This is a genomic window from Streptomyces sp. GS7 (genome assembly GCF_009834125.1).
Lineage (GTDB): Bacteria > Actinomycetota > Actinomycetes > Streptomycetales > Streptomycetaceae > Streptomyces.
The window spans coordinates 3,083,007-3,103,958 of sequence record NZ_CP047146.1 but is presented as its reverse complement, the minus strand read 5'-3'; the positions used below and the strand labels follow the sequence as shown (position 1 = coordinate 3,103,958).

16 protein-coding genes and 1 pseudogene are annotated in these 20,952 nt (G+C 73.4%); 7 read left to right on the top strand and 10 right to left on the bottom strand.

Going from position 1 to position 20,952, the window contains the following annotated elements:
- The first annotated feature begins 788 nt into the window (after positions 1 to 788).
- A complete protein-coding gene (gene cas1 / locus GR130_RS13495) occupies positions 789 to 1,835 on the top strand; it encodes a CRISPR-associated endonuclease Cas1 (protein ID WP_159504945.1) in 1,047 nt (348 codons plus the stop codon).
- 551 nt (positions 1,836 to 2,386) lie between these two features.
- On the opposite strand, the gene GR130_RS13490 is transcribed toward cas1, so the two are convergent.
- Positions 2,387 to 3,604 carry an ROK family protein gene (locus GR130_RS13490; protein ID WP_159504944.1) on the bottom strand — a complete coding sequence of 406 codons (1,218 nt, stop codon included), beginning with the start codon at positions 3,602 to 3,604 and terminating at the stop codon, positions 2,387 to 2,389.
- 17 nt (positions 3,605 to 3,621) lie between these two features.
- On the opposite strand from GR130_RS13490, the gene GR130_RS13485 reads away from it, so the two are divergent.
- Both GR130_RS13485 and GR130_RS13480 read left to right on the top strand, forming a co-directional pair.
- Positions 3,622 to 4,881, top strand: coding sequence for an MFS transporter (locus GR130_RS13485; protein WP_236573005.1), 1,260 nt, complete (start codon positions 3,622 to 3,624; stop codon positions 4,879 to 4,881).
- Between the two features lie 192 nt (positions 4,882 to 5,073).
- Positions 5,074 to 5,838 (top strand): maleylpyruvate isomerase family mycothiol-dependent enzyme, encoded by a 765-nt coding sequence (locus GR130_RS13480; protein WP_159504943.1) that lies wholly within the window; start codon positions 5,074 to 5,076, stop codon positions 5,836 to 5,838.
- A gap of 40 nt (positions 5,839 to 5,878) precedes the next feature.
- Here the strand turns inward: GR130_RS13480 and GR130_RS13475 are convergent, their stop codons facing one another.
- The 3 genes and pseudogenes from GR130_RS13475 to GR130_RS13465 form a co-directional block, all read right to left on the bottom strand.
- Positions 5,879 to 6,544 (bottom strand): response regulator transcription factor, encoded by a 666-nt coding sequence (locus GR130_RS13475; protein ID WP_159504942.1) that lies wholly within the window; start codon positions 6,542 to 6,544, stop codon positions 5,879 to 5,881.
- Positions 6,541 to 7,830, bottom strand: coding sequence for a sensor histidine kinase (locus tag GR130_RS13470; protein ID WP_159504941.1), 1,290 nt, complete (start codon positions 7,828 to 7,830; stop codon positions 6,541 to 6,543). Before GR130_RS13470 ends, GR130_RS13475 begins: the two co-directional genes overlap by 4 nt.
- A gap of 112 nt (positions 7,831 to 7,942) precedes the next feature.
- Positions 7,943 to 8,511: pseudogene (locus tag GR130_RS13465) on the bottom strand (TetR/AcrR family transcriptional regulator).
- On the opposite strand from GR130_RS13465, the gene GR130_RS40470 reads away from it, so the two are divergent.
- Positions 8,444 to 8,665: a hypothetical protein gene (locus GR130_RS40470; RefSeq protein WP_236574090.1), complete on the top strand. Its 222-nt coding sequence runs from the start codon at positions 8,444 to 8,446 to the stop codon at positions 8,663 to 8,665. The pseudogene GR130_RS13465 and the gene GR130_RS40470 sit on opposite strands and share 68 nt — an antisense overlap.
- 37 nt (positions 8,666 to 8,702) lie before the next feature.
- Here the strand turns inward: GR130_RS40470 and GR130_RS13455 are convergent, their stop codons facing one another.
- Positions 8,703 to 9,428, bottom strand: a complete 726-nt coding sequence (locus GR130_RS13455) for a TetR/AcrR family transcriptional regulator (protein WP_159504940.1) — start codon at positions 9,426 to 9,428, stop codon at positions 8,703 to 8,705.
- Between the two features lie 169 nt (positions 9,429 to 9,597).
- On the opposite strand from GR130_RS13455, the gene GR130_RS13450 reads away from it, so the two are divergent.
- Positions 9,598 to 10,026, top strand: a complete 429-nt coding sequence (locus tag GR130_RS13450; RefSeq protein ID WP_159504939.1) for a nitroreductase family deazaflavin-dependent oxidoreductase — start codon at positions 9,598 to 9,600, stop codon at positions 10,024 to 10,026.
- 209 nt (positions 10,027 to 10,235) lie between these two features.
- Here GR130_RS13450 and GR130_RS13445 read toward each other — a convergent pair whose 3' ends face one another.
- On the bottom strand, positions 10,236 to 11,519 hold the full coding sequence (locus tag GR130_RS13445) for a geranylgeranyl reductase family protein (protein WP_236573004.1): 1,284 nt from the start codon (positions 11,517 to 11,519) through the stop codon (positions 10,236 to 10,238).
- A gap of 179 nt (positions 11,520 to 11,698) precedes the next feature.
- Between GR130_RS13445 and GR130_RS13440 the strand changes: the two genes are divergently transcribed.
- Positions 11,699 to 13,057, top strand: coding sequence for a dipeptidase (locus GR130_RS13440; RefSeq protein ID WP_159504938.1), 1,359 nt, complete (start codon positions 11,699 to 11,701; stop codon positions 13,055 to 13,057).
- A gap of 584 nt (positions 13,058 to 13,641) precedes the next feature.
- Here the strand turns inward: GR130_RS13440 and GR130_RS13435 are convergent.
- The 3 genes from GR130_RS13435 to GR130_RS13425 all read right to left on the bottom strand — a co-directional run bounded on the left by GR130_RS13435 (position 13,642) and on the right by GR130_RS13425 (position 18,167).
- The gene (locus tag GR130_RS13435) at positions 13,642 to 14,676 is read right to left on the bottom strand and encodes an NUDIX hydrolase (RefSeq protein ID WP_159504937.1); all 1,035 of its coding nucleotides are present in this window, start codon (positions 14,674 to 14,676) and stop codon (positions 13,642 to 13,644) included.
- Positions 14,677 to 14,982: 306 nt separating this feature from the next.
- On the bottom strand, positions 14,983 to 16,926 hold the full coding sequence (locus GR130_RS13430) for a serine/threonine-protein kinase (protein ID WP_268977965.1): 1,944 nt from the start codon (positions 16,924 to 16,926) through the stop codon (positions 14,983 to 14,985).
- A 284-nt stretch (positions 16,927 to 17,210) separates the two neighbouring features.
- The gene (locus GR130_RS13425; protein WP_159504936.1) at positions 17,211 to 18,167 is read right to left on the bottom strand and encodes an ROK family protein; all 957 of its coding nucleotides are present in this window, start codon (positions 18,165 to 18,167) and stop codon (positions 17,211 to 17,213) included.
- A 175-nt stretch (positions 18,168 to 18,342) separates the two neighbouring features.
- On the opposite strand from GR130_RS13425, the gene GR130_RS13420 reads away from it, so the two are divergent.
- The gene (locus GR130_RS13420) at positions 18,343 to 19,383 is read left to right on the top strand and encodes a LacI family DNA-binding transcriptional regulator (RefSeq protein WP_201304875.1); all 1,041 of its coding nucleotides are present in this window, start codon (positions 18,343 to 18,345) and stop codon (positions 19,381 to 19,383) included.
- Positions 19,384 to 19,546: 163 nt separating this feature from the next.
- Here GR130_RS13420 and GR130_RS13415 read toward each other — a convergent pair whose 3' ends face one another.
- On the bottom strand, positions 19,547 to 20,830 hold the full coding sequence (locus GR130_RS13415; RefSeq protein ID WP_159504935.1) for a DUF6986 family protein: 1,284 nt from the start codon (positions 20,828 to 20,830) through the stop codon (positions 19,547 to 19,549).
- Between the last annotated feature and the right edge of the window lie 122 nt (positions 20,831 to 20,952).

The window sequence follows — 20,952 nt, the reverse complement described above, 5'->3', positions numbered from 1 at the left end:
GCGGGCAGAGCTGTACCGCGAAGACGACGGCACGTTTACCGTCGAAATCGCTGACCCGGACACCGGAACCACCGAACGCCAACCAATCCCCGCCCAATACGCAGCGATGCTCCCCCAAGTACTCGCAATGATGCGTAAGTAGAACGTGCGCCACAACGCCCCGACCCACGTCGGGGCGTTCCGCATTTCTGAACCAATAATGAGGGGATATCGTGCCTAGTCTTTCGCCTATCACCGAACAAGGCTCACTTGTAGACGGAACTGCATTCGGCGCACCCGGACAACAGGTCTGGGCAATCCAATTCCCGCCAGACAACCGGCCAAGGACCTTTTACCGGATAGCGATCAACCCACCTAGCGGAATCCCACCGAACACCACCCTCGAACTCCGGAATGACAGCGTGATGATTTCCGGGGCACCGAGCGCCACAACGCGAGAATTCGAGCCTTACCACAAGGTCTCCATCCCACCCGGAACACGGCTCTACCTCGTGTGGCTCACCGACGTTGGCGTCAACCCACCCGTAGCAACACTTTTCACCGAACTAGAAGGGCTGATCTAATGCCATGGGGCGAAGGAACTCAACGCGCCTTTGACTCACTGCACGTGTACGACGCAGGCGGGAAGCTGGTGGCGCACATCGACGGGGAAGGGAACGCTGTCTTCCAGACTGTGACCGTGAAAGTCGGTCGGTTCCGGCGCATGTTGCGACGGTTGCTAGGCAAGAACCGTCCCCAAGTTTGGGAAAGCTGAGAGAAATAGGGGTGAGGCTCGATAAAATGTCAGCATGACAGACGCTGAAATCCCCGAACTGGCCCAGATCTTCGCACCCCGTCAGATCGGCCCCGCGATCATCGTCGAAGGCTTCGGCGCCAAACTCACCGTGGAACGCGGACAGTTGGTCATACACGACGGCTTCGGCCCGCACCGCCGCACCGACAAACTCTCTCGCATTGAGCGGAGGGTAGAACGCATCATCGTCACGGCCGTGAACGGTGAGTTGACGATCGACGCCATGCAATGGTGCAAAGACGTGGGAATCAGCGTCATCATGCTTGACCCGACCGGCGACGTCCTCATGACGTCCGGGCACGCGTACTACGAAGGCAGGCTCCACCGAGCACAAGCACTAGGCAGTACCGAAGCCGTGCGATACATCATGGTCCGCAAAATCACCGGTCAGTACGAGGTGAGCGGGCACCCCCGGATCAAAGACCACTTGATCCGGCTGCAACACGACGTGGAAACCATCCGCGAAATCTCCGCGATCGAAGCGAAGACCAGCCGCTACTACTGGCAAAGCCTCAAAGGAACTGAGGTGAAGTTCCGCGATGACGTGCCCGAACACTGGACGACGTTCCAAACGCGTTCCTCCGCATTGCAGAGCCACGGTAAGACACCCCGCAAGGCTGTCACCCCGTTCAATGCAATGCTGAACCTGGGCTATTCGATCGGCTACGCCGAATCACGCCTAGCCTGCCACGCCTTAGGACTCGACACTGAACTAGGGCTACTGCACCACCCCAAGGAAGCCAAGTCACACAGCATGGCCCTGGATCTAGTGGAAGTCGCCCGACCGCACGTAGATCAGATGGTTCTCGACCTGGTTGCAGAGCGAACCTTCACCCGCAAGGACTTCTACGAGGCGAGTGACGGACAGTGCACAGTAGGCAGTCCGCTTGACCGCGAAATCATCGAACGAGCACGGAAAGCCGTTCAAGAACCACTTGCCGAAGCCACCGAAGACGTCGCCCACATCCTTGCCGACTCGTGCGACACCAAAATCAAAAAGCGGACACCACTCACCAGGCGGACGCTCAAAGCGACCCACTAACCGCCAACCCAAACCCAACGGCCACCCTCCGCAACGTCACGGAGGGTGGCCGTTCGCATGCCCGCCCACCCATGGCTACTCAGAGCCACGGATGGTTACATGAAGGACGGGTCAGGCAGGGTCTATCACTACTCCCCCTCCCGTGAGTGGGTGGGAAAAGAGACGGGTGGGGCGCGCGTGACTGGGCCCGTGCCGGTTCATGGGTGGAAAGAGACCGTCACCGGACCACTCGCCCAAGCCCCCATCCACCGTCTTTCTCCTCCCACCCACGGGAGGGGGCGGGCCGGAGGGGGTGGTGTGCAGGACGTAAAGCGCAGCAGTCCTGCACACCGCCCCCGGAGGACCGTCACCGCACCCCGACAGCCCCGCGCAGCGGCCCCGCCCGCCGAAGGCGCAAAAGCAAGCAACCCCCACGGCGGGACAGCCGACAACGTGGGAGGCCGCCCCGCCGCAGGCGCACGGCGGGAAAGCCGACAACGTGGGAGGCCGCCCCGCCGCAGGCGCACGGCGGGACAGCCGACAACGTGGGAGGCCAGCCAAGCGCAGACGGACTAGTCCAACACCACCAACGGATCATCCAGCACCGGCTGCCACGCCAGTTCGGCCGCGCCGACCAGGCTGTTGTGGTCGAGGCTGCACGGCAGGATCGGGACGCCGCCGCTGCGGCCCCACAGGCTGCGGTCGGCGACCACCGCCCGGAGACGTTCGGGGTCGGCTTCCAGGAGGCTGCGGTGGAGTCCGCCGAGGATGATGCGGTCGGGGTTGAGGATGTTGACCAGGCCGGCGATGCCGAGGCCGAGGCGGTCGATGAGCAGGTCCGCGGCGGCGCGTACGCCCGGGTCGGCGTACTCGTTGCGCAGCAGTTCCACGGCCTGGTGGAGGAGCGAGACCTCGGGGCCCGGTTCCCGGCCGGCCGCGACGAGGAAGGCGAGGGGGTCGGCCTCGACGTCCAGGCAGCCGCGGCTGCCGCAGTGGCAGGGCGCGCCCTCGGGGTTGACGGTGAGGTGGCCGACCTCCAGGGCGAGGCCGGAACTGCCGCTGTGCAGGCGGCCGTCGAGCACCAGCGCCCCGCCGACGCCGCGGTGGCCGGAGGCGACGCAGAGGAGGTGGCGGGCGCCCCGGCCGGCCCCGTGCCGGTGTTCGGCGAGGGCGCCGAGGTTGACATCGTTGCCGGTGAAGCCGATCCCGGCGGTGACGCCGGGGATGCCGGCGTCGGCGAGCGCGCGCAGGAAGAGTTCGCGTACGGGGGCGCCCGAAGGCCAGGCGAGGTGCAGCGGGTTGAGCGCTTCACCGTCCGGTTCGGCGACCGCGGAGGGCACCGCGAGGCCCGCGCCGAGGCAGCGGCGGCCGGTCTCGTCCAGCAGGGCGGAGCCGGCCGCGACGACCTCGGCGAGGACGTGCGCCGGGTCGGCGGGGATGGTGCCGCAGCCGGGCGCGGTGGCGACGATCCGGCCGCCGAGGCCGACCAGCGCGGCGCGGTAGCCGTCGGCGTGGATCTGCGCGGCGAGTACGACCGGGCCGTTCTCGTCGACGAACAGCCGGTGGGAGGGGCGCCCTTGGGAGCCGGCGGAGGCGTGCGGCCGGGAGTCGACGGTGATCAGGCCGAGCGCTTCGAGTTCGGCGGCCACCGCCCCGGCGGTCGCCCGCGTCACGCCGAGTTCGGAGGTCAGCACGGCGCGGGTGGGCGCGCGTCCGGTGTGTACGAGCTCCAGTGCGGGTCCGAGGGCGCTGCGGCCCCGCTCCAGCCTGGTTGTCCGAGTGTGGGTCACGCCTCTATTCTGACTTTGTGCCGACGCTAAACAAAATACGGACGGCCCTGACGCGCAACCGGGGCCCGCTCCTCTCCGATCCCCGACCGACCGATCCCCGACTGACCCGCCTCCGCGTCGCCCTCACGGCGTTCTTCGCCATGGACGGCTTCCTCTTCGCCGGCTGGGTCGTCCGCATCCCCGCGATCAAGGCGCAGACCGGCGCCGGCGCGGGCGCCCTCGGGCTCGCGCTGCTCGGCGTGTCCGCGGGCGCGGTGGCCTTCATGATGATCACCGGGCGGCTCTGCCGCCGCTTCGGCAGTCATGCCGTGACCACCGCCTCCGGCGCCGCCATGGCGCTGAGCATCCTGCTGCCGCCGCTCACCCACTCCGCCACCGCCCTGGGCCTGGTACTGCTGGTCTTCGGCGCGGCGTACGGCTCCCTCAACGTCGCCATGAACAGCGCCGCCGTCGACCTGATCGCCGCCCTGCGCCGCCCGGTGATGTCCGGCTTCCACGCCGCCTTCAGCCTGGGCGGGATGCTGGGCGCGGGTCTCGGCGGGCTGATCGCGGGACGGCTGTCCCCGGCCGTGCACCTGCTGGTGCTGGCGGTCGTCGGGCTGGTGGTGACGGCGGTCGCCGGACGGGCCCTGCGCGAGCCCGCGGCGGCGGGCCGGACGCCGCTCCCCGAGGGGCCCGACACGTCCCGGTCGGACCGTTCGCGGCCGGCCGGCGGAAGTGGGCGGGCGCGCCGGCTCGTTCTGGTCTTCGGCCTGATCGCGCTCTGCACCGCGTACGGCGAGGGCGCGATGGCCGACTGGGGCGCGCTGCACCTCTCCCAGGACCTGGCCGCCGGGCCGGGCCTGGCCGCCGCCGGGTACGCGGTGTTCGCCCTGGCGATGACCGCCGGCCGGCTCTCCGGCACGGCCGTCGTCCAGCGCTTCGGCCCGGCCCGCGCCCTGATCGCGGGCGGTTCCACGGCCACGGCCGGCATGCTGCTCGGCGCGCTGGCGCCGACCGCGTGGGCCGCCTGCGCCGGTTTCGCCGTCGCCGGTCTGGGCCTGGCCAACATCTTCCCGATCGCCATCGCCCGCGCCGGAGAGGCCGGCGGCCCGGACGGGGTCGCGGTGGCCTCCACGGTCGGCTACGGCGGCATGCTGCTCGGCCCGCCCGCGATCGGCTTCCTCGCCGAGGCGTTCGGGCTGCCCGTCGCGCTGACCACGGTCGCGCTGCTGGCCGCGGTGGCGGTGGCGGTCGCCTACGCGACCCGTGGGGCGCACCGGAGCGAGCGCGGCTGATTCCGCCGACTCCCCCTCGCGGGCGATCCGCCGGGCGCCGAATCCGGGCCGCCCGAGGGGGAGTTGAGGGCCGCGGCGGCGGCATCGCGACTGGTCGGCGCGCCGGGGGCCGGATCGGCGCCGATGGGCCGCACGGCCGCCGGCCCACCCCCGCCGGGGTCCGTTTCCCCTGCCGGCTGACACACTCGGGGCATGGAGATCACCGAGTTCGTCGAAACGCTGCGACTGGACGGAGCGCTGCTCGCGGACGCCGCGGACGAGGCCGGGCCGGACGCCCCGGTGCCGTCCTGTCCCCAGTGGCGGGTCCGGGACCTGGTCGTCCACATGGGGCGTATCCACCGCTGGGCCACGGGGTTCGTCACCGAGCCCCGGATGCGGCCGAGCCGTCCCGACGAGGCGCCGGAGCTGGCCGATGACGAGCTGGTCCCCTGGCTGCGGGAAGGCCACCACCGCCTCGTACTGGCGCTCCACGGGGCGCCGCGGGACCTGGAGACCTGGGTGTTCCTGCCCGCGCCGTCCCCGCTCGCCTTCTGGGCGCGCCGCCAGGCGCACGAGACGTCCGTCCACCGCGCCGACGCCCAGCAGGCGGCCGGCGTCCCGCTCACTCCGCTCCCGTCGCGGTTCGCCGCCGACGGCGTCGACGAACTCCTGACGGGCTTTCACTCCACCGCCCGCAGCGCCCTGCACGCGGATCCGCCGCGGACGCTGCGGCTGCGCGCGACCGACACCCACGGCGCGGACTGGACGGTCCGGCTCACCGACGGCCCGCCGCAGACGGTCCGTACGCCCGCCGCCGACGCGGACGGCGCGGCGGCCGGCGGCGCCGCGGACTGCACGGTCGAGGGCCCGGCCGAGCGGCTGTACCTCGCCCTGTGGAACCGCCTCCCGTGGGACGCGCTCAAGGTCACCGGCGATCCGGCCCCGGCCGAGCTCTGGCGGGAGCACGGCGCCCCCTGACTCCGTGGGGCGGGGCGCGGCCGGCGGGGGCCGGGGCCGCTCAGCCCAGCCACCCCGGCCGCACCAGCCCCGACTCGTAGGCCAGCACGACCAGTTGGGCCCGGTCCCGCGCGCCCAGCTTCACCATCGTGCGGCTGACATGCGTCTTGGCCGTCAGGGGGCTGACCACCAGCCGGCGGGCGATCTCCTCGTTGGACAGGCCGATGCCGACCAGCGCCATCACCTCCCGCTCCCGTTCGGTGAGCCCGCGGAGCGCGTCGGCCGACGCGGGCTCCTTGGAGCGGGCGGCGAACTCCGCGATCAGCCGGCGGGTGACGCCCGGCGAGAGCAGCGCATCGCCGCCGACGACCGCGCGCACCGCCCGCAGGAGCTCCTCCGGTTCGGTGTCCTTGACCAGGAAGCCGGACGCCCCGGAGCGGATCGCCTCGAAGACGTACTCGTCGAGTTCGAAGGTGGTCAGCATGACGACCTTCACGTCGGACAGCGCCGGGTCCCCGGTGATCCGGCGGGTGGCCACCAGGCCGTCCACCACCGGCATCCGGATGTCCATCAGGACGATGTCCGGGCGGTGTTCGCGGACCGCGGCCAGCGCCTGCCGGCCGTCCCCGGCTTCCGCGACCACCTCGATGTCGTGCTGGGCGTCCAGCAGCGCCTTGAAGCCGGCCCGGACCAGCAGCTGGTCGTCGGCGAGCAGTACCCGGATCACGACTCCTCCTCGGTGCGGCCGGGATTCACCGTATCCGCGGCCCCGGGCCGCCGGCGGCCGGCCGGACCGCCGAGCGGGATCCGCGCCCGGACCCGGAAGCCGCCGCCGGGCCGCGGGCCCGCCTCGACGCTGCCGCCCAGCGCCGCGGCCCGCTCCCGCATGCCGACCAGGCCGTTGCCGCCGGCCGGCTCCCCCGTACCGGACGTCGCCGGGCCGTCGTCGTCGACCCGGATCTCCAGCGCCCCCGCGGTGCGGCGGAGCAGCACCCGGGCGGTACGCGAGCCCGAGTGGCGGACGATGTTGGTGAGCGCCTCCTGGACGATGCGGAACGCGGCGAGGTCGGCGGCGGGCGGCAGGGGGGTCCGAGGGCCCTCGGTGGTGACGTCCACGACGAGGCCGACGCCCCCGGCCTGTTCGGTGAGTTCGGGCAGCCGGTCGAGGCCGGGCGCCGGGGAGCGCGGGGCGTCCCCCGGGGTGCGCAGCGTGTCCAGGACCTGCCGGACCTCGCCGAGCGCTTCCTTGCTGGCGGACTTGATGGTGGTGAGCGCGGTGCGCGCCTGCTCCGGGTCGGAGTCCAGCAGCGCCAGCCCGACGCCCGCCTGGACGTTGATGACCGAGATGCTGTGCGCGAGGACGTCGTGCAGTTCACGGGCGATCCGCAGCCGCTCCTCGTCGGCCCTGCGGCGTTCGGCGGCGGCTCGTTCGGCACGCATCCTGGCCAGTTGCTCGCGGCGGATCCGGACCAGCTCGGCGACCGCCACCACGGCCACCACCCAGGCGGTGACGACCAGTTCCTGCCCCCAGGGGGCGGGCCCGCGGTACGGCGGCAGCCAGGGGTAGAGCCAGTGCCCGACGAGGAGATGGCCGGCCCACACGCCGCCCACCGCGCACCAGGCCACCGCGCGGTACCCGGCGACGATCGCCGCGAAGGCCCCCAGCACCAGGGTGAGGAAGACCGGCCCGTACGGGTAGCCGGCCGCGAGGTAGACCGCGCAGGAGGCGGCGGTGCCCAGCGCCACGGTGCGCGGATACCGCTGCCGGAAGAGCAGCAGCAGGGCACCGAAGAGGAGCAGCGCACGCCCGAGCGGATCGATCGGGGTGCGTCCCGTCTGGCCGTGCGCGGCGGCGTTGGTGCCGACCATGACGACGGCCGCGACCGCCAGCGTCGAGAGCCAGGGCAGCCGCCGGCCGGCCCGCGTGCCGGGTGCCGGATACCCGGTCGGCGTCCACCGCTCCCGCGCCGTACCGAGGCAGCGCCGCGCCCACGGCGGCCGTGCGTTGTCCATGCCGTCACGCTAGACCGCGGCGGGGCCCGGCGGCGTCAGCCCGGCGCAGTCAGCAGGCGTACTCCCCGGGGAGTAGGCCGAGGTCATCGGGGCGGGCGGCCGGGCCGCCCGGTCACTCCGCGGCGCCGTCCGCCCGCCGCTCTCCCCCGGGGCGGTCCCCCGCCGGGCCCACCAGCAACGCCACCAGGCGCTCCGCCCGTTCGCGCGGATCCGGCACCCCGGCCCATCCGGTCATCAGCAGATGGTGCACGGTCCCGACGAGGGCGAGCGCGACCGACGCCGTGTCGGTGCCGCCCGCGATGCGGCCCAGCCGCATCGCGGCATCCAGATACGCGGTGACGGCGTCCTGCATCGCGTCGAAGCCGGGCGCCCCGGCCTCCAGCGCCTCGCGAATCGCCAGGAAGGCGGGGGCCTGGTCATGGCGAGGCCGCCGATGGTCGGGCCCGCGGAGGCCAGCAGCGCGCCGGCCACCGCGACGAGGTTGCCGGCGACGGTGCCCTGGCCCGCCCGTCCCTTGAGTTCCTCGGCCTGCCGTGCCGTGCGCGCGAACCGGTCCAGGCACGGCTCGGCGACGAACGCGTCGCGGCCGGCGAAGTGCGCGTGCAGCAGCCCCTTGGAGCGGCCCGCCTCGCCGGTGATCGCCCGGCTGGTCAGCACCCCCGGCCCCTCCCTGGCCGGCACCCGCTCCGCGGCGGCGAAGAGCCGCTCGCGTACACGCGACGTGTGGGACCGCGCCCGCACCGCACTCACCGAGGCCCTGCGCGCCCACGAAGCGGCCGGCGCGGTCCGCCTGCGCAGCGCCGCCTGGCTGGTCACGGCAGGCCGCCCCGCGTGACCGCGGGACGCAGCCGGGTCGGTCACCGCGCGCGAGGTCAGCCCGCCGCGCCCCGGCGGGGCACCGGCAGCCCGACCTCGCGCGCCATACCGGCCACCGCCTGCTCGAAGAATTCCGTGCGGGCCTCCACCACCCGGTTGAACTGGCCGAAGAGTTCGAAGCTCAGCAGCCCGAAGAGCTGGGCCCAGGCCCCGACGAGCCGCGCCAGCACGGCGGGCGGCAGTTCGACGCCCAGCTCCGCGCCGAGCGCCAGCGCATCGCCCGCGACCGCGCCGGGCAGCGGCTCCGACGGCTCCTTCAGCGCTCCCGCGGCGTGCGCGTCCCGTACGACGCCCATCAGCGCGAGGCCCACGCGGGCGGCGGGCCCGGTGGTCGCCTGGGGAGCGCGGTAGCCGGGGACGGGCGATCCGTAGATCAGCGCGTACTCGTGCGGATGGGACAGGGCCCAGTCGCGCACCCCGGCGCAGATCGCGCTCCACCGGGCGGCCGGGTGCTCCGCGTCCGGGCCGCGAAGGGCGCCCCCGGCCCGTTCCGCGGCCTCGCCGACCGCGTTGTAGGCGTCGACGATCAGCGCGGTGAGCAGGTCGTCGCGGCTGGGGAAGTAGCGGTACAACGCCGAGGAGACCATGCCGAGTTCGCGGGCCACGGCCCGCAGTGAGAGCTTGGCCGCACCCTCCGCGGCGAGCTGTCTGCGGGCCTCGTCCTTGATGGCCTCGGTGATCTCGCTACGGGCCCGCTCCCTGGCACCTCGAATCGCAGTCATGGACAGCAGTCTCCCACTTTCCCCACCCGCGTCGGATCGCCGCACAAAAACGAGAGCACTGCTCTTGCCTTAATGCGTCGACCACCTCCATACTGCTCACAACAGAGAGCAGTGCTCTCGAAAAGGAACATCACTCACTTCGCGACGAGACCACAGCAGGAGGAACCCCATGTCCCAGAACCTCAAGCCCACCCGCGTCAACAGCTTCGTCGGCTGGCTCGCCCGCCGGGGCGTCAGCCTCGCCGGCTCGGCCGACCTCGCCGTCCGCGGCCGCACGACCGGCGAATGGCGACGCGTCCCGGTCAACCCGATGACCCTTGAGGACGGCCGCTATCTCGTCTCCGCACGCGGTGACTCCGCATGGGTACGCAACATGCGCGCCGCGGGCGGCGGCGAACTGCGGGTCGGCCGCCGCACCCGTGCCTTCACCGCCGTCGAACTGCCCCCGGCCGAGACCACGGACCTGCTCCGCGCCTACCTCGCGCGCTGGGGCTGGGAGGTCAAGCCGTACTTCGGCGGCGCCACCGCCGACTCGACCGACGACGAACTCCGCGCCGTCGCCCCGCACCACCCGGTCTTCCGCATCACCGAAGCCTGAGCACCGCCCCCGCCAACCACCCGTCGCCGCCGGGGACATGGACACCGGCACATGGCCACTGAGGCATGGATACCGGAGACAGTGACACCGCCACGGACCGCCGGCCACCGACCGCCCGCCGCAACCCCGGCCACGGACCGACGCGAAGCGAACACCGTCGCCGGGCCCGCACCACCGCCGACACCGCACGGGCAGGCGCGGCAGCCCCCTCAGCCCACCTGCTGCTTGGCTCCCTCGGCCTCCCGGGTCCCCCCGGCTCCGCCGGCCTCCTTGGAGTCCTTGCTCTCTTCCCTCCGGTCCCACGCGTCCAGGGCCCGTTGGGCCATCGGATGCGCCCGGACCAGTTCACCCAGCGTCGTGGTGCCCCGCGTGATCTTCGCGAACGCACGCCACGCGGGCCCGAAGCCCGTCAGCGCGGCGTGGAAGATTCCCGGACGCCGCTCGAAGACGCTGAGCATCCGCCGTCCCACGCCCATCTCCACACCGAGCCCGGCCTTGATGGCGAAGGCGTAGTTGAGGGCCTGGCGGCGGGTGTCGACCGCGTCGTTCGCCTCGGCGATCCGTACCGCCCACTCGCCGGCGAGCCGGCCGGAGCGGAGGGCGAAGGAGATGCCCTCGCGGGTCCAGGGCTCCAGCAGACCGGCCGCGTCGCCGCAGACCAGGACCCGGCCGCGGGAGAGCGGCGAGTCCTCGGCGCGGCAGCGGGTCAGATGGCCGGAGGAGATCCGGGGCTCGAAGCCGGCGAGGCCGAGCCGTCCGACGAAGTCCTCCAGATAGCGCTTGGTGGCCGCGCCCTCGCCGCGGGCGGAGATCACGCCGACGGTGAGGGTGTCGCCCTTGGGGAAGACCCAGCCGTAGCTGCCGGGCATCGGGCCCCAGTCGATGAGCACCCGGCCCGCCCAGTCCTCGGCGACCGTCTCGGGTACCGGGATCTCGGCCTCCAGGCCCAGGTCGACCTGGTCGAGCTTGACGCCGACGTGCCCGCCTATCCGGCTCGCGCTGCCGTCCGCGCCGACCACTGCCCGGGCCAGGATCACCTCGCCGTCCGACAGCACCACCGCGACGGTCCGCCGGTCGGGGACCTCCGCGCCGTGCTGCTCGACCCGCGAGACGGTGACGCCCGTACGGACCCGGGCGCCCGCGTCCTTGGCGGACTCGACCAGTCCGGCGTCGAACTCGGGACGGTTGATGAGCCCGAAGAGCATGGTCTTGGAGCGGCGGGTGCGGGCCAGCCTGCCGTTGAGGGAAAACGTCACGGCATGCACGCGGTCGCGCAGCGGCAGCTCGAAGCCGGGCGGCAGGGAGTCCCGTGAGGGGCCGATGATGCCACCGCCGCAGGTCTTGTAGCGGGGTAGTTCGGCCTTCTCCAGGAGCAGCACCCGGCGTCCCGTACACGCCGCGGCATGGGCGGCCGAGGCTCCCGCGGGCCCCGCGCCCACCACCACGACGTCCCACACCTGCTGGTTGCCCTCGGCTGCCTGCTCGCTGCTCACCTGTACTTCTGCTCCCGTTCGATGCCGGCTGCGCCTACCGTTCGCATCCTACGGGCCGCACTCCGGCGCACCGCCTGTGGGAAGATCGGGGGACTCATACCCGTACGTCCGGCCCGCCCGGCTCACCCCGCCGGACGTGCCCCCACGTACTCGACGCCGCCCCCCACAAGGAGCGTTCCATGCCTGACAGCCCGCTCGCACAGACCGTCGCCGCGCTGCAGCCCCGTGCCAGGGCCGAACTCGCGGAGCTGGTGGCCTTCAAGTCGGTGGCGGACTTCGCGCAGTTCCCGAAGAGCGAGAGCGAGGCCGCCGCCCGCTGGATCGTGGACGCGCTGCGGGCCGAGGACTTCCAGGACCTGGCGGTGCTGGACACCCCGGACGGCACCCAATCCGTCTACGGCTTCCTGCCCGGCCCGGCCGGCGCCCCGACCGTGCTGCTCTACGCGCACTACGACGTCCAGCCGCCGCTGGACGAGGACGCCTGGATATCCCCGCCGTTCGAGCTGACCGAGCGCGACGGCCGGTGGTACGGGCGCGGCGCCGCCGACTGCAAGGGCGGCCTGATCATGCACCTGACCGCGCTGCGGGCGCTCAAGGAGCACGGCGGCATCCCGGTCAACGTCAAGGTGATCGTGGAAGGTTCGGAGGAGCAGGGCACCGGCGGGCTGGAGCGGTACGCGGAAGCGCACCCGGAGCTGCTGACCGCCGACGCGATCATCATCGGCGACTCCGGCAACTTCCGGGCCGGACTGCCCACGGTGACCGCGACGCTGCGCGGTATGACCTTGGTGCGCGTCCGGGTCGACACCCTGGAAGGCAACCTGCATTCCGGACAGTTCGGCGGCGCGGCCCCGGACGCCCTCGCCGCACTGATCCGGATCCTCGACTCGCTGCGCGCCGAGGACGGTTCGACGACGGTGCGCGGGCTGGCGGCGGACGCCGGCTGGGAGGGCCTCCAGTACACGGAAGAGGACTTCCGCAAGGACGCCAAGGTGCTGGACGGCGTGGAGCTGATCGGCAGCGGCACCGTCGCGGACCGGCTCTGGGCCCGGCCCGCGGTGACGGTGCTGGGCATCGACTGCCCGCCGGTCGTGGGCGCCACCCCGTCCGTACACGCCGGGGCGCGCGCCCTGGTGAGCCTGCGGGTGCCGCCGGGCACCGACGCCGCCGAGGCGACCGAACTGCTCACCGCCCACCTGGAAGGCGCCGCCCCGTGGGGCGCCCGGGTAGCCGTCGAGCAGGTCGGCCAGGGTCAGCCGTTCCGCGCGGACACCAGCAGCCCGGCGTACGCGACCATGGCGGAGGCGCTGCGCGAGGCATACGACGGCCAGGAGATGCAGACGACCGGTCTGGGCGGCTCGATCCCGCTGTGCAACACCCTCGCGGGTCTCTACCCCGACAGCGAGATCCTGCTGATCGGCCTGAGCGAACCGGAGGCCCAGATCCACGCCGTCAACGAAAGCGTCTCGCCCGAGGAACTGGAGCGGCTGTCGCTGGCGGAGGCGCTGTTCCTGCGCGGGTTCGCTGCGCTTGGCTAGTTTCCCACGTTGTCGGCTGTCCCGCCGTGGGGGTTCGCGTGCTTGCGCCTGCGGCGCGGGGCGTTGTCCGCTGCGCGGGGCTTTCGGGTGCGGTGGCGGTCCTCCGGGGCCGGTGTGCAGGACTGCTTCGCTTTACGTCCTGCACACCACCCCCTCCGGCCCACCCCCTCCCGTTGAGGGAGGGAAGAAAGACGCTGGGTGGGGGCAGGGCCAAGTGGTCCACTGACGCTTTCCCTTCACCCACGAACCGGCACGGTCCCCCTCACGCGCACCCCATCGGCCTTTTCCCACCCACTCACGGGAGGGGGCGGGCCGGAGGGGCAGGGTGTCCGGACGTAAAGCGAAGCAGTCCGGACACCCTGCCCCGCAGGACCGCCACCGCACCCGACAGCCCCGCGCAGCGGACCCGCCCGCCGCAGGCGCAACGGCGCCGCACCCGGCAACGTCGGGAGCAGGCAAAGCGCAGCGGAGGGGCCCGCCGCAGGCGCCACCGCGCCGCACCCGGCAACGTGGGAAGCCGCCCCGCCGCAGGCGCACGGCGGGAAAGCCAAAAACGTGGGAAGCAAGCCAAGCGCAGCGGAACGTCAGCCGAGAGGAACACCCGCCTCCAAGTGGAGCGGACAGCCCCGTTCCCGTGCGCGCAGGGCCCAGCGGAGGCGGTTCCAGCGCACCGGGGGCAGCATCGTCTCGGCCTCTGCTTCGGTGACGAAGCGCCAGTCGCGTAGTTCGGAGCCGGGCAGCAGCAGCTGGCGGATGCGGTCGCCGGTCAGCGTGCCGCCGTCGAAGAGCAGCCGCAGGCCGCCGAATCCAGGCGGTTTGGGGGCCTCCCAGTCGAGCACCAACAGCCGTGGGGCGCACGGGAGTTGGATGCCGAGTTCCTCGGCGACCTCCCGTACGCCGGCGTGGGCGGGCGCCTCGCCGGGCTCCACGATGCCGCCGGGGAACTCCCAGCCGGGCTTGTACGTCGGGTCGACGAGGAGCACCCGGTCGCGGTCGTCGAAGAGCAGCACCCCGGCGGCGAGGGTTTCCGCGGTCGGCTCGGGCGTCTGCACGATGTCGCAGGCGCCGGCCCCGGTGCGTACGGCCTCCGCGACGCGCTCCGCGGTCTGCCGGGGTGTCAGTTCCGTGGTGTCGACGACATGGGCGTCGTTCTTGAGCCAGTCCAGTGCCTGCGCGTAGGGCCCCAGGTGCTCCAGGCACCAGCGCCGGACGGACGCGCTGCCCTCGGCATCGCCCGGCGTCTCCTCCCGGTGCGCTATTCGCGTCCGCAGGATCGTTTCCTCCGCATGCAGCAGAACATGCCGTACGGGGATGCGGCGGGCGGCGAGGGCGCCGAAGATCTCGTCGCGGTATTCCTGGCGCAGCAGCGTCATCGGCGTGACCAGGGGGCCCGGGACCTCGGTGAGCAGGGCGGCGGCGGTGTCCACGACCATCCGCCGCCAGGAGGGCAGGTCCTGGTAGTCGTCGACCTCCTCGAACCGCTTGGCCGGCAGCATCAACCGCAGTCCGGCGCCGAGGAGTTCGGGGTCGTAGAGCGTGCTTCCGGGAAGCAGGTCGAGCAATTCATGAGCCGCTGTGGTCTTGCCCGCACCGAACGTGCCGTTCAGCCAGACGATCACGGTTTCCCCTCTTCCCTAGACCCAGGTGAGTTGCCCGCAACACCCTGCCACGGAAACGCTCGGGACCACGGGCCGCGCGCATGACCGGGAACACCGCCTGCTGAACACACCGCGCGGGGGATGCCGGTCGCGCACTCCCCCGCCGCGAAGCCCCCGGCAAACAAGCGCTCCCCAGCCCCTCCAGCACCGAAACCCCCACCCGCTCACGGGCTCGCGCCCGCCGGCGGGAGGGCGGTGTGCCGCATATGACCATGTCCCATGGGACCGCCGGCGGAAGCCTTCCGGGACACTCCGGCACACAGGGGATCAGCAGGTGCGCAGACCGGGGACGGGCTGGTCGTTCTCCCCGCCCGTCAGATAGACGACGCTCACGTAGACACCGGAATTGCCGCTGTCGTCATCGGTCTTGGCCCACCAGACGTTCGTCCACTTCCCGTACGTCTCGCGGCGGCCGAGGTTGGCCTGGCAGTAGAAGTAGTTCGTGCCCGCGTTCAGGTGTCCGACCTGCTGGAAGGAGGCGGTGTACGAGGTCGCGGTACGCCACACGGCGCAGTTGGCCTTACCGCCGGCGGTGGCGGTGCACGCGGGCCCCTGGGTGGGCCCACCGCCGCCGGTGGCCGCACCGCCGCCGGTGGTGGTGCCGCCTCCGGAGCCGCCGGTGCCGCCGGAACCTCCGCTTCCGCCGCCCTGTGCACCGCCGATCAGACCGCCCGTAGCGCCGCCCTGGCCGCCTCCCGAGGCCGCGCCGCCGGCGGCCTGGCCGCCCGAACCCCCGCCCGTACCCGCGGGCTTGGAGGGCTGGGACGAGGCGCCGCCCGCGGGCTTGCCCGGGGCGGACGGCGAGGCGCTCTGCTCCTTGCCCTTCCCGTTGGCCTCGCCCTGGCCGGTGGTCACGCTCGGTTCACCGGGCCGGGCCGGCGCCGTGGCGGGCGCCGCGGACTGCCGTCCGTCGGCCTCGGTCGGGTCGCCGGAACCGCCGACCAGCGCGTAGGTGACTCCGCCGCCGGTGGCGAGGACGGCCAGCACCGCCGCCGCGGCCAGCAGCACCCGGCGGCGGCGCCGGGCGGGCAGCCGCGCGGTGTCCCCATCCGGGGTGACACCGCGGCCACCCGGATAGGGGTGCGGTCCGGTGGCGCCCACGAAGGGTCCGGCCGTCACACCGGGAGGGTCCTGGAGCGGGCCCTGGGCAGGTCCCTGCGGGGCGCCGGAGGTCCGTTCCTGCGGGGTGGGCGCGCCCTGCGAACCCGGCCCCGAGAGCCAACTGGCGGGCGGCGCACCGGCGTTGGCGCCGCCGATGGACGCGGCACCGGGCGGCGCGTCGGCAGCGCTCCCGGGCGCCGCCGCGCCGCGGACGTTCGTGGCCGTCGGCACGTAGGGGCTGCCGGGCTGCGGTGCGGGCGGCGGCGTCACACCCGGGTCGCGGCCGTCCGCCACCGCCTCCAGCATGCTCCGCGCCTGGGCGGCGGACGGGCGGTCGGCCGGGTTCTTGGCCATCAGGGCGTACAGGACGGGCGCCAGCGGTCCGGCGCGGCGCGGCGCGGGCAGCGGCTCGGTGACGATCGCGGTCAGCGTCGAGTACACGGACGTACGGCGGAACGGGGCGCCGCCGCCCTCCACCGCCGCGTACAGCGTCATGCCCAGCGACCAGATGTCGGAGGCCGGGGAGGGGTCCATGCCCTGGGCGCGCTCGGGCGGCAAGTAGTCGAGGGAGCCGACCAGTTCGCCGCTGCGGGTGATGTTCGTGGTCGCGCCGTCGCCGGGGGCCTCGATGCTGGCGATGCCGAAGTCGGTGAGGACGACCCGGCCGCTGGAGTCCAGCAGGACGTTGCCGGGCTTGACGTCGCGGTGCAGTACGCCGGCCCGGTGGGCGGCGTCCAGCGCGTCCATCACCGCGGCGCCGATGCGGGCGATCTCGCGGGGGTCCAGGGGGCCGCGCCGGTCGATGGCGTCGTCGAGGGACGGCCCGTCCACCAGCTCCATGACGATGACCGGGCGCCCGGCCTCGTCGATGACGTCGTGGACGGTGACCACGCCCGCGTGCCGGATGCGGGCCGCGGCCCGCGCCTCGCGCTGCATGCGGGTGCGCAGGTCGGCGAGTTCGGGAGCGGAGGCGTCCGTGTACGCCCGCAGGACCTTGAGCGCGACCTCGCGGCCCAGCACCTGGTCGTCGGCGCGGCAGACCACGCCCATGCCGCCGCGGCCGATCCGGCCGGTGACGCGGTAGCGACCGCCGATCAGCCGGCCGGTCAGATCGTCGTCGGTGCCGCGCTTCGGTCCGCTGCGGGACGCGGCACGGGGCGCACCGGGGCCGGCACCCGCACCGTCGCCGCCGGCCGGCGGCGGGCCGCCCCCCGGCCCGGGACCGCTCCCGCCGCCCGCCCCCCGGGGCTCCTGCGGCCCGTGCTGCTCACGCTCCCCCGATGTCACCGTCGCCGATCCCCTCGATGCCGTGTCTTCGCCCGTACGCCGTGCACGTCACGGCGTACGCCGCGGTGGTCACCAGACTACGGGTCGGGCGGGCGCCTGTGGTGCCCTCATCGGGCAGGCGCGAACGCATCGAGACGGGACTGTTGTGCGGCGACCGCGGCGGCGCCCACCACGCCGGCATGCGTCCCCATTTGGGCGGGGACGACGGTCAGTTCGGACACGAACGACAGGGTGGCGTAGTCCCGCAGAGCCGCGCGGAGCGGGGCGAACAGGACCTCGCCGGCGCCCGCGACACCGCCACCGACGACCGCGATGTCGATCTCGACGAGGGTGGCGGTGGCGGCGATGCCGGCGGCGAGCGCCTGGGCGGCCCGCTCGAAGGAGCGCAGGGCGACGAGGTCGCCGGCGTGCGCCGCGGCGGCTACCGCGGCGGCACTGGCGTCCCCGTCCGGGCCCGGCCGCCAGCCGTTGGCCAGTGCCCGGCGGGCGATGTTGGGGCCGCTGGCGATCCGCTCCACGCAGCCGCGGCCGCCGCAGGGGCACGGATCGCCGTCGAGGTCGACGCTGATGTGCCCGATGTGCCCGGCGTTTCCCGTGGGGCCCGGGTGCAGCCGCCCGTTGAGCACGAGCCCGCCGCCGACCCCGGTGGAGACCACCATGCACAGCGCGTTGTCATGGCCGCGTGCGGCACCCTGCCAGTGCTCGGCGGCGGTCATCGCGACCCCGTCCCCGACCAGCGCCACCGGGCGCCCGCCGACCAGCTCCCGCACCCCGGCGACGAGCGGAAAGCCGCGCCAGCCAGGGATGTTGACCGGGCTGACGGTCCCCGCCGAGGCGTCCACGGGGCCGGCGCTGCCGATGCCGACGGCCGCCACCCGCGCCCAGTCCGGGCCGGCGGCCAGCTCTCGGACGACCTCGGCCACCGCTCCCATCACGGTGGCCCCGTCCCGGTCCGCGGGGGTCGGCCGGGCGGCCCGTACGATCATTCTTCCGTGTGCGTCCACCAGAGCGCCGGCGATCTTCGTGCCGCCAATGTCCAACGCTGCGCTGAGGTCCGTCTGCATCGGTGTCGAATCTCCTGGTGGGCCCGGGGGCCGGGGGTACCGGCCCGGCGTGAGAACGCCAGTCTTCCCTCAGTTGACAACGTTGTCTAGAGGCTATGCTCGACGCCACACGCCGACGCGCCCCCACCGCGACCCGACGCGCCGGCCGGCGCCGACAGAAACAGGACCGCACACCGTGACCGACACCGCCCGCGGCACCTCCCATCGCTACGGCACCCGCCCCACGATGAAGGATGTCGCGGCCCGCGCCGGGGTCGGCCTCAAGACGGTGTCGAGAGTGGTCAACGGCGAAGCGGGCGTCACCCCGGACACCGAACGCCGCGTCCAGGAGGCGATCGCCGCCCTCGGCTTCCGGCGCAACGACTCCGCCCGGATCCTGCGCAAGGGCCGTACCGCCAGCATCGGCCTGGTCCTTGAGGACCTCGCCGACCCCTTCTACGGCCCGCTCAGCCGCGCCGTCGAGGAGGTCGCGCGCAGCCACGGCGCCCTGCTGATCAACGGCTCCAGCGCCGAAGACCCGGCCCGCGAGCAGGAGTTGGTGCTCGCGCTGTGCGCCCGGCGGGTGGACGGCCTGGTCGTCATCCCGGCCGGCGACGACCACCGGTATCTGGAGCCGGAGATAGCCGCCGGGGTCGCCACCGTCTTCGTGGACCGCCCGGCCGGCCGGATCGACGCCGATGTGGTCCTCTCCGACAACTTCGGCGGCGCCCGGGACGCGGTCGCCCACCTCATCGCCCACGGACATCGCCGGATCGGCTTCATCGGCGACCAGCCGCGCATCCACACCGCGCGCGAGCGGCTGCGCGGCTACCGCACCGCGATGGCCGCCGCCGGCCTGCCCGTCGAGGATTCCTGGGTCTCGCTCGGCTCCACCGCCCCGGAGCGGGTACGGGCCGCCGCGGCGGCGATGCTGGACGCCCCGGAACCGGTCACCGCCCTCTTCGCGGGCAACAACCGCGTCACCGTCACCGCCGTCCGCGTGCTGCGCGAACGCCCGCACCCGGTCGCCCTGGTGGGCTTCGACGACTTCGAACTCGCCGACCTCGTCCACCCCGCCATCACCGTCGTCGCCCAGGACGCCGCCCGCATGGGCCGTACGGCCGCCGTCCAGCTCTTCCGCCGCCTCGACGGCGTCGACGAGACGCCCCGCCGCATGGAGATCCCCACCCGGCTGATCCCCCGCGGCTCGGGCGAAGTCCGGCCGTACGAGGGGTGACGGCCGCTCAGCGCGAGCGGGCCGGCGGGCAGTCCCCGGCAACGCACCTGCCGCGAACAGCCCCGTCCCCCCGCCCCGTTCGGCCCCTCATGGCGCCAACGCCCCGTGTGCGGCGCTCGGTTGGAGGGCCGCACACGGAGGCGGAGGCAGCGGGCGGACCGGGTCAGGCGGTCTTCGCCGGGCGGCCCGCAAGGGCGTCGAGGTCGGCGCGGGTCAGGCCGGTGAGGCGGGCGACCTCGTCGGTGTCGACGGCACCGCAGTCGAGGCCGCGGAGCAGGTAGCCGCTGAGGGCCTTGGCGGTGGCGGGCTCGTCCATGACGTCGCCGCCGGCCTTGGCGACGTATGCGGCGAGGCGGGCCGCGGCCTTCTCCAGGCCCTCGCGGTAGAAGGCGTAGACGGCGGCGTAGCGGGTGGGCAGGTGGCCGGGGTGCATGTCCCAGCCCTGGTAGTAGGCGCGGGCCAGGGCGCGGCGGGTGAGGCCGTAGTGCAGCCTCCAGGCGTCGTGGACCTGGGCGGTGGGGCCGACCGGCAGCACGTTGGTGGAACCGTCGGAGACGCGTACGCCGGTGCCGGCGGCGGCGACCTGCATGACGGCCTTGGCGTGGTCGGCGGCGGGGTGGTCGCTGGCCTGGTAGGCGGCACTGACGCCGCAGGAGGCGCTGTAGTCGAAGGTGCCGTAGTGGAGGGAGGTGGCGCGGCCCTCGGCGGCCTCGATCATGCGGGCGACGGTGGCGCGGCCGTCCGCGCCGAGGATGGCCTGGGTGGTCTCGATCTGGATCTCGAAGCCGATCCGCCCGCTCTCCAGGCCGCGGGCCTTCTCGAACTCCTCCAGGAGCCGGGCCATGGCGGTGACCTGCTCGGCGTAGGTCACCTTGGGGAGGGTGAGGACCAGGCCCTCGGGCAGGCCGCCGGCCTCCATGAGGCCGGTGAGGAAGATGTCCAGGGTGCGGATGCCGCGGTCGCGGACGGCGGCTTCCATGCACTTCATGCGGATGCCCATGTAAGGGGCGGCCGTGCCGTTCGCGTACGCGGCGGCGACGAGGGCGGCGGCGCGGGCCGCGGCGGCGTCCTCCTCGGCGTCCGGGCGGGGGCCGTAGCCGTCCTCGAAGTCGATCCGCAGGTCCTCGACGGGTTCGCGCTCCAGCTTGGCGCGGACCCGCTCGTGCACCGGTCCGGCGAGTTCGTCCGGGATGCCGAGGACGGCGGCGAGCGCGCCGGCGTCGGGGGCGTGCTCGTCGAGGGCGGCGAGGGCCGCCTCGCCCCAGGAGCGCAGGGTGTCGGCGGCGAAGGCGTCACCGGGTACGTAGACCGTGTGGACCGGCTGGCGGGTGCCGGGGTCTCCCGGGTAGCGCCGTGCCAGGTCGGCGTCCACCGCGGCGAGGGCGGCTCCGATTCCCTCGCGTACGGTGTCCGCGAGGCTCGTCGCCACGGTCTCCTGCTGCCCCATTTCGGTACCCTCCCGGTGCCGGTGCCCGACGCCGCGGCCGGCGTCACGCTTTTTCCGCTTAACGGAATCAACAATCCGTATAGCGAAGCTAACGGTGTCGATGGGCGAGGTCAACACCTCCC